The organism is Bacillus sp. SRB3LM (genome assembly GCF_015712745.1).
Classification (GTDB): domain Bacteria; phylum Bacillota; class Bacilli; order Bacillales; family Bacillaceae_G; genus Bacillus_A; species Bacillus_A thuringiensis_K.
Genome location: NZ_VWVQ01000054.1, coordinates 1 through 585 on the forward strand (window position 1 = coordinate 1; position 585 = coordinate 585).

Consider the following 585-nt stretch of genomic DNA (forward strand, 5'->3'; position numbering starts at 1 on the left):
CGCGCTTTTATTAACGGGAAGTGGCTCAGCTTGGTAGAGCACCTGGTTTGGGACCAGGGGGTCGCAGGTTCAAATCCTGTCTTCCCGATATTCCAAAAAAACATGGGGCCTTAGCTCAGCTGGGAGAGCGCCTGCCTTGCACGCAGGAGGTCAGCGGTTCGATCCCGCTAGGCTCCACTTATCTTAAATATCATTTATGGCGGTGTAGCTCAGCTGGCTAGAGCGTACGGTTCATACCCGTGAGGTCGGGGGTTCGATCCCCTCCGCCGCTACCATAAAGGACCTTTAGCTCAGCTGGTTAGAGCAGACGGCTCATAACCGTCCGGTCGTAGGTTCGAGTCCTACAAGGTCCACCATTAGACGTATATATCTCGGAGGTATACCCAAGTTCGGCTGAAGGGATCGGTCTTGAAAACCGACAGGCGGCGAGAGTCGCGCGGGGGTTCGAATCCCTCTACCTCCTCCATTTTTTCTAAAGTAAATATTTTATCATCGCGGGGTGGAGCAGCACGGTAGCTCGTCGGGCTCATAACCCGAAGGTCGCAGGTTCAAATCCTGTCCCCGCAACCAAATGGTCCCGTGGTG

6 tRNA genes are annotated in these 585 nt (G+C 54.5%); all 6 read left to right on the top strand.

The features are described from left to right. Nucleotides 1-14 precede the first annotated feature (14 nt). The 6 genes from F3I02_RS19500 (at nt 15) to F3I02_RS19525 (ending at nt 570) form a co-directional block, all read left to right on the top strand. A tRNA-Pro gene (locus F3I02_RS19500) sits at nt 15-88 on the top strand. A gap of 16 nt (nt 89-104) precedes the next feature. Beyond that, a tRNA-Ala gene (locus F3I02_RS19505) sits at nt 105-177 on the top strand. A 21-nt stretch (nt 178-198) separates the two neighbouring features. Beyond that, nucleotides 199-275: transfer RNA gene (locus F3I02_RS19510), tRNA-Met, on the top strand. A gap of 4 nt (nt 276-279) precedes the next feature. Then, a tRNA-Ile gene (locus F3I02_RS19515) sits at nt 280-356 on the top strand. Nucleotides 357-373: 17 nt separating this feature from the next. Beyond that, nucleotides 374-466: transfer RNA gene (locus tag F3I02_RS19520), tRNA-Ser, on the top strand. A gap of 27 nt (nt 467-493) precedes the next feature. After that, nucleotides 494-570: transfer RNA gene (locus tag F3I02_RS19525), tRNA-Met, on the top strand. Nucleotides 571-585 lie beyond the last annotated feature (15 nt).